General features: G+C 38.4%; 5 protein-coding genes. 2 read left to right on the plus strand and 3 right to left on the minus strand.

Features of this window, described 5'->3' with window-relative positions; all coding sequences use genetic code 11:
* Positions 1-611 precede the first annotated feature (611 nt).
* Both Q8907_10860 and Q8907_10865 read right to left on the minus strand, forming a co-directional pair.
* Positions 612-1724, minus strand: coding sequence for a DUF4831 family protein (locus Q8907_10860; GenBank protein ID MDP4274767.1), 1113 nt, complete (start codon positions 1722-1724; stop codon positions 612-614).
* Complete coding sequence (locus Q8907_10865) at positions 1705-3243, minus strand: NAD(P)H-hydrate dehydratase (protein MDP4274768.1); 1539 nt, start codon at positions 3241-3243, stop codon at positions 1705-1707. Before Q8907_10865 ends, Q8907_10860 begins: the two co-directional genes overlap by 20 nt.
* Positions 3244-3441: 198 nt before the next feature.
* On the opposite strand from Q8907_10865, the gene Q8907_10870 reads away from it, so the two are divergent.
* On the plus strand, positions 3442-5100 hold the full coding sequence (locus Q8907_10870; protein ID MDP4274769.1) for a peptide MFS transporter: 1659 nt from the start codon (positions 3442-3444) through the stop codon (positions 5098-5100).
* 122 nt (positions 5101-5222) lie between these two features.
* On the opposite strand, the gene Q8907_10875 is transcribed toward Q8907_10870, so the two are convergent.
* Positions 5223-5681, minus strand: coding sequence for a hypothetical protein (locus Q8907_10875; GenBank protein MDP4274770.1), 459 nt, complete (start codon positions 5679-5681; stop codon positions 5223-5225).
* A gap of 359 nt (positions 5682-6040) precedes the next feature.
* Here Q8907_10875 and Q8907_10880 point away from each other — a divergent pair, with 359 nt between their 5' ends.
* Positions 6041-6424 carry a hypothetical protein gene (locus Q8907_10880; protein ID MDP4274771.1) on the plus strand — a complete coding sequence of 128 codons (384 nt, stop codon included), beginning with the start codon at positions 6041-6043 and terminating at the stop codon, positions 6422-6424.
* The last annotated feature ends 238 nt before the right edge of the window (positions 6425-6662 follow it).

The following is a 6662-nucleotide window of genomic DNA, read 5'->3' on the forward strand; positions in this document are numbered from 1 at the left end:
AAGTTAATTGTAAAATTAAGGCCTACTCTTGACGTTTTTTGGCATCCACGCCCCGCTCCTTGATGGGTTTAGGGGATTTTTGAATTATATTTTATATTATTTATGTTATCAATTTTATTTCAAATAGAGATGTAACATAATCCAGCTAATAAATTGAAAATAAATTAAATTCTCATAAATTCCCTAGTTTACTGATTATACACCTATAAATCCTTTTGATTTAATTTAAGGCTGGATAATGTTAAAATATAATGTGTAAAGTTAAAATCTCAAAAACATACAAACAATTGAAGAACAAAACGTTAATAATCTAACATTAAGTTTTATAGATTAAAATAAGAAAAAATAAACCTGAATGGTTAATTTTTTATCCTAATAAGAGGGGATATTCTGAAGAAATGCAGATTAATTCCGGTTTTATAAAAGACAATTAACCTGAAAATAGGATTGGGAAGGAAGAATATTCCGTTTCCAGGGATGAAAAAATAGGGAGCACTATTTAGATGACTTTATTTTCTCAAGGATTATTTAAATCTAAGGTTATCACATAAAAAAGGTTTTGAGTAAAAAAACTACTCAAAACCTGAATTTATGCAATAATGAGGGACTGATTATCTGGCAAACATGCTTAAAGGCATTCTGACAATTACCCCATATTGTGAAATATAAATTTCCTTACTGGCCAGGACATTATTTCCGTCCCTTAATTCAATCAATGCCTTATCAGGAATGCGGTAAAAAATTTCATTTTTGGCTTTCAACTGAAGCGGTTCATTTCTCGAAAGAGTGTCTAATCTGCCTGTTCTTTCTTTACTGCTGATAAAAAGAGAAATTGGACGTCCTTCCGTGTTTTTGTCTACAATACCTTCTGCATTTGAGAAATAAAAAAGGTCTACAGCCTCGTCCAGCTTTTGAGCCTGGGGAACATAGGTGAAATGATAAATGTGATCCTCCGTGATGGTCTTGCCAATAAATAAGGCCATGTATTCCTTTTCAATACGGCTCAACTCTTCCAGGCAGGTTGAAAGGGTATTCCCGGCCGGCAATGATTTATATCCCCCCGAAACCAGCTTCAACCGCTTCTTCCTGATTTTGTAAATGACATTGGCTGCTTCCGAAGCCTTTTCTTCAAATGTCTTGATCACCTCCGACTTTTTTATAATAGGAATCCGGTTAAAGGTAGAATCTGTAAGCACTGTTTCATATAAAGTGTCATTTTCTTCGGCCATATTGCTGTTCATCGAAAGTTCTTTAAAGAGGATATTCCCATATCCCGGATTTTTATCGGCCAAGTTGACCGAAACAGCATTTGAAGCTTCAATATGGTTAATATCGAAAATCAATCCATTTTTGCAGAGATCAAACAATTGGCGATAGGCAAAAGGTTTGTCTCCGGACAGGGTAACCATAAAGTACTGGTTGACATCACACTGCGCTCCATCGCTGAGTCCGACATTCGAAACAGTCCAATAAACAGAATCTTTAACCGGAACATTTTTGATGCCCAGGTATTTATCTGCATATTTATAATAAGGCCCCCTTTTTACATAGTTTTTAGTAATTTTTGCCTGCACATTCACCACATTTTCAGGCAAAGCGTAAAGGAAAGAGTTTTCAGACAACCGGGAAGCATCGTTAACACGTACAACTTTTATGCTTTGGGTTGAATTGCAACCGCTAAAAATTGCTGCCAACAGCAACCACTTATAACAACTTTTTATCATTCTTCTCATTTTTATGTAAATAAATAAAAGCTTTTCCTAAATGATTGATAATATCAGAAGCGATCATGGCTTCCTGTCCCACAGCCTGAGCGGCCAGGTCACCGGCAAGTCCATGAATATATACACCAATAACTGCAGCCTGCCAGGAGGCATACCCCTGAGCAAGCAAGGAAAGAATAATTCCGGTAAGGGTATCACCGCTTCCGGCAGTAGCCATGCCCGGATTTCCTGTTGAATTAATAAAACATCTTCCGTCAGGGCAGGCAATAATCGTGTTAGCTCCTTTAAGAACCACAACAACCCCATATTTCCGGGCAAATTCTACCTGAAGCCGATGCCTTTCGGCCGAATTTGAACATGCCTGAGTGATCCGTTCAAATTCTTTAGGATGGGGAGTAAGTACCGTATTGGTGGGCAAAAAATTCAGCCACTCTTTCTCGTCCCCAAGAATATTAATGGCATCGGCGTCAATCACCAACGGAGCTTTGGCTGCATGAAGCAAATCAAAAAACATCTTTTTGGTCAGCATGTCCAAACCTATGCCCGGTCCTACTCCAATGGCAGAATATGAATCCAGGGCAGGGAAAAGCGACAAATAATTTTTATGCCTGTCGGCCTTTACCATGGCTTCCGGCACAGTGCTTTGCATGATATTATATCCGCAACGGGGGACCTGCACGGTCAACAGCCCCACCCCTGCCCTCAAGCAGGCTCGGGAAGCCATTACTGCAGCCCCCATCTGTCCATACCTGCCAGAAATTAAAAGTGCATGGCCGAAATTACCCTTGTGCGAAAATTTTCTTCTGTTTTTCAGACAGGAACTGATATCCTGCGACTCCGGGAAATAATAATCTGTATCCAGATTTTTGATCATTTCAGGGTGAAGCCCTATATCCAGAACGTGAAACCTGCCAACATAAACTTCATTCTCGGGTAAGAAAAAGGAAAGTTTTGGAAACTGAAAAGACAGGGTATGACTGGCTTTTACAATATGGCTGTCGGCATCGCCACAATTTATATCACCCTGAAGTCCTGAAGGAATGTCAATTGCAACGACCACAGCGGAACTATTATTTAACTTATCAACAATTTCTGCAGCCAGTCCGGACAGAGGCCTCGACAATCCGGAGCCAAAAAGTGCATCAATTACAATATCTTCAGGAAGTATATCAGGAAATTGGCCGGCATCGCCCAAAGTTACCACCGCCTCTGGTTTCAAGTCCATCAGCCGTTGATAATTCACCATTGCATCATGCGAAAACTTTTCTGATATTTGGGGTATAAAGACTTTTACTTGCCTGTTGTCCAAAATCAACATACGGGCCAATGCAAGTCCATCTCCGCCGTTATTGCCGGGGCCAACAATAATTTTAACAGGCCGGTTGCAATCCATGTTCTCCTTTAACCAATGAAAACATGCAACAGCAGCCCTTTCCATTAAATCGACCGAAGAAACCGGTTCATGTTCAATGGTATAAGCATCAATATCCCTGATTTGTCGTATCTTAAAAATCTTCATGCCGGCAAAATTAAGTATTTTTCCTCTTCCTGTTTTAAAATAAAAGAACAATCGAAATTTTCCAAATTAATATAAAATCCGCAAAATAATTTTGGAAAAATCCTGAGTTTTGTCATCTTTCTTGCAAATTACCAAATAGTAGTTATTTTTATTGCGTTTTTACACAAAGGTATTGTTCAAAATATAAAATCACAAATCATGTTTAAAGGGCATCCAAAAGGATTATATGTATTATTTTTTGCGAACATGGGGGAACGTTTTGGCTATTATACCATGATTGCAATTTTCATTTTGTACCTGCAGGCCAAATTCGGCTTTAGCGTTCAGGAATCTGGCCGTGTATATGGTACTTTTTTATTTGGGGTTTATTTCGCACCAATCTTTGGAGGTTGGCTGGCTGATAATGTTTTAGGTTATGGGAAAACCATTGTAATAGGAATCATTTTAATGATTCTGGGATACTTGTTACTGGCAAAACCCGGAATGAATCCTGCTTTCGTTTATATCGCACTGTCGGTTATCTGCCTGGGTACCGGTTTATTTAAGGGCAATCTTCAGGCCCTGAACGGGAACCTTTACGACGATCCCCGTTACAGCTCCCTGCGCGACTCGGCTTTCAATATTTTTTACATGGGAATAAATGTGGGAGCTTTCTTTGCACCTTCAGCTGCAACCGGCATTCGTAATTATTTCCTTCATAACAACGGGTTTACTTACAACGTAAAACTTCCAGAACTGGCCCATCAGTATATCAACGGGACCCTGGCCAACACTTCAGAACTAACCCGTTTTGCCACAGCCCAGCTGGGACATGTACCCTCCGACATGACAACATTCTGCCACCGTTATATTGATTCATTGAGTTGTTCGTATAACGCAGGTTTTGGCATCGCTGCAGTCAGCATACTTGCTTCTTTGGCCATTTTCCTCGGTTTTAGAAAATATTACAAATATGCTGATGTTACCCAGAAAGAGAAAATTAAAAATCACGAAGAGAACCTCGTACAACTGACGCCTGAACAAACCAGAAACCGTTTCAAAGCACTGGGACTGGTCTTTTTCGTGGTCATATTCTTCTGGATGGCCTTTCACCAAAATGGTTTTACACTTACACTTTTTGCCAAAAACTATACATACCAGACTGTGGGTAAAGCCACTTATACACTTTTCGATCTGGCAGCCTTATTGCCTATCATTGCAGCCATTATTGGTTTGATATTGGTAGTTCTGCGAAGTACAAAAAAATTAACCAAATTTATCGGCGGATTTTTATTTTTCGCAGGTTTGGCGCTGGCTTACATTGCCATCGACAAATTTAGTGACCACATGCCCATCACAGCCGAACTCTTTCAGCAGTTTAATCCCATATTCATAGTATTTCTGACTCCTTTGGTCGTAGGTATCTTCGGAGCCTTGAACCGTAAGGGCAAAGAACCCAGTTCGTCTAAAAAAATCGCAATCGGGATGGTACTTGCTGCAGCAGGTTTCGGAATCATGGTCCTGGCTTCGCAAGGTTTGCCCAGTCCTTGCGCCATCAACCAAGGAGTTTCAAATGTTCTGGTTACCCCCTACTGGTTAATCAGCACCTACTTCATGCTCACCATCGCAGAACTGATGCTGAGCCCTATGGGTATTTCCTTTGTTTCAAAAGTGTCGCCGCCTAAATATAAAGGCCTGATGCAGGGCGGATGGTTTGCAGCTACCGCTGTGGGCAACCTTTTGGCCGGTTTCATCGGCCCGCTTTGGGCAAAATGGCCACTCTGGCAATTCTTTATGTTGCTTGTTGTCGCCGCCTTATTATCAGCAACTTTCATGTTTGCCATCAGCAACAAATTGGAAGAAGCTGCAAAATCATAAATTCCCGTATACCATGCAAAAACAGCCGGAGATCCTAGAATTTCCGGCTGTTTTGTTTTTGGGACCCCAAAAGGGATTTACTTGTGAACAAAACCCTAATTATTGGGCCTGGACAACAATATTCAGTCAAATAAACCGACATACCAGATTTCTTTCCACAACGAAAATTTGTTACCAGCAATATTTTTCATATAAACTTTAAAGTCAATATTCCTTCCCCGGTAATTAGTGATCGAATAATTGATTTTATAAAGACAGATACAGTTGCAGGCATAACTTTCCGGATTTTTGTCCTTAAGATATACACTCACCACACTCCTGTCTATTACAACAGAATCCTTTAATTCTCCACAGCAGGAATAAACAATATCAATAAATAAGTTCAACTCATCTTCATCAGGCACGAAATACAATGAATCTGACATTTCTGATACAGATTCAAGCGACTTGTTCCGTGAATTAAAGCAACCTGAATAATTGGCTTTTTTTATGGAGATCAAAGTATCTGAATCCGTCTTCTTTTCGCATGATAAAAGAATCAGGGATAAGGCCGGAAGTAAAAAAATTAATTTTTTCATCATTGGATAGCGTTAAATGAAGTTTACTAATCTTTACCCTTCTATATTTTCAATATGCCGGCTAAAAAATGACGATTAACGAAATTACTTTTCTGTGAGATTATTTTTTATAAGATGAAATTTCACCCCAATAAGTTGCCTTTCGAAGACGAAAATCTATTTTTAACTAAAATTTATTTACCCTAAAAACAAATATATGTTCAAATTTCTTATTATTTTTCGTATGGATTTATAATATTAAATTTTGTTCAGTTAGGCAGGAAAAGGAGTTTGAAATTAATAAGGCTTTTAGAGTTCAATTTTTATATAAATATTTAGACTTGAAATAATTAAACCTAAGTATAAACTTTAAAATATTAAAAATGAAAACGACTCTCTTCTTTTTTATCTTGGTTTTTGTGATTATTTTAATATTCATTGCCCTGCTATATGGCTATTTTAAGTATGGACTATTTACCGATTATAATTCAATCAGGGCCAAACGGGACATTAAAAAGGGAAATGTGAGGATATTGATTTTGGGAGAATCCAATCACAATGAAAAATTTGAGAACACAGTAGCCCGCGATTTTGGATTTCAATATAAAAAAGTAGCTGGCAATGCGGTTGACCAGGTCTTAAAAAATGGTGTAGAACAATACAATAAGGTAGTCACTGAATATATGCTCCAAACTCATGGAACTAATTGGGAGGCAGAATTTAAAGAAAAACTTGCAAGAAAATCAGAGCAGGTTAAAAAACAATGACGAGTTTCCAACCCCATCATAACAGTAAAAAACTTTTAATCCAATAAAACCCTAAATATAAAAGTTTCAATTACTTAAGTTTCGCGAGCAGTATAAAGGGGTTATAACAGATTTCTCTGTGGCACTCTGTGTTAAAACTCTGTGGTTCTCTGTGTAATAAATCGATACAATAACACAGAGGTACACAGAGAAGACACAGAGGAATATTTCTCATTATTTCTATGTGACATGATGAACA

This window comes from Bacteroidota bacterium (assembly GCA_030706565.1).
Lineage (GTDB): Bacteria > Bacteroidota > Bacteroidia > Bacteroidales > JAUZOH01 > JAUZOH01.

What these genes read in the sequence shown, in the direction of transcription:
- Q8907_10870 (MDP4274769.1), top strand. Translation starts at nt 3,442, where the DNA reads ATGTTTAAAGGGCATCCAAAAGGATTATATGTATTATTTTTTGCGAAC.
- Q8907_10875 (MDP4274770.1), bottom strand. Translation starts at nt 5,681, where the DNA reads ATGATGAAAAAATTAATTTTTTTACTTCCGGCCTTATCCCTGATTCTT.
- Q8907_10880 (MDP4274771.1), top strand. Translation starts at nt 6,041, where the DNA reads ATGAAAACGACTCTCTTCTTTTTTATCTTGGTTTTTGTGATTATTTTA.
- Q8907_10865 (MDP4274768.1), bottom strand. Translation starts at nt 3,243, where the DNA reads ATGAAGATTTTTAAGATACGACAAATCAGGGATATTGATGCTTATACC.
- Q8907_10860 (MDP4274767.1), bottom strand. Translation starts at nt 1,724, where the DNA reads ATGATAAAAAGTTGTTATAAGTGGTTGCTGTTGGCAGCAATTTTTAGC.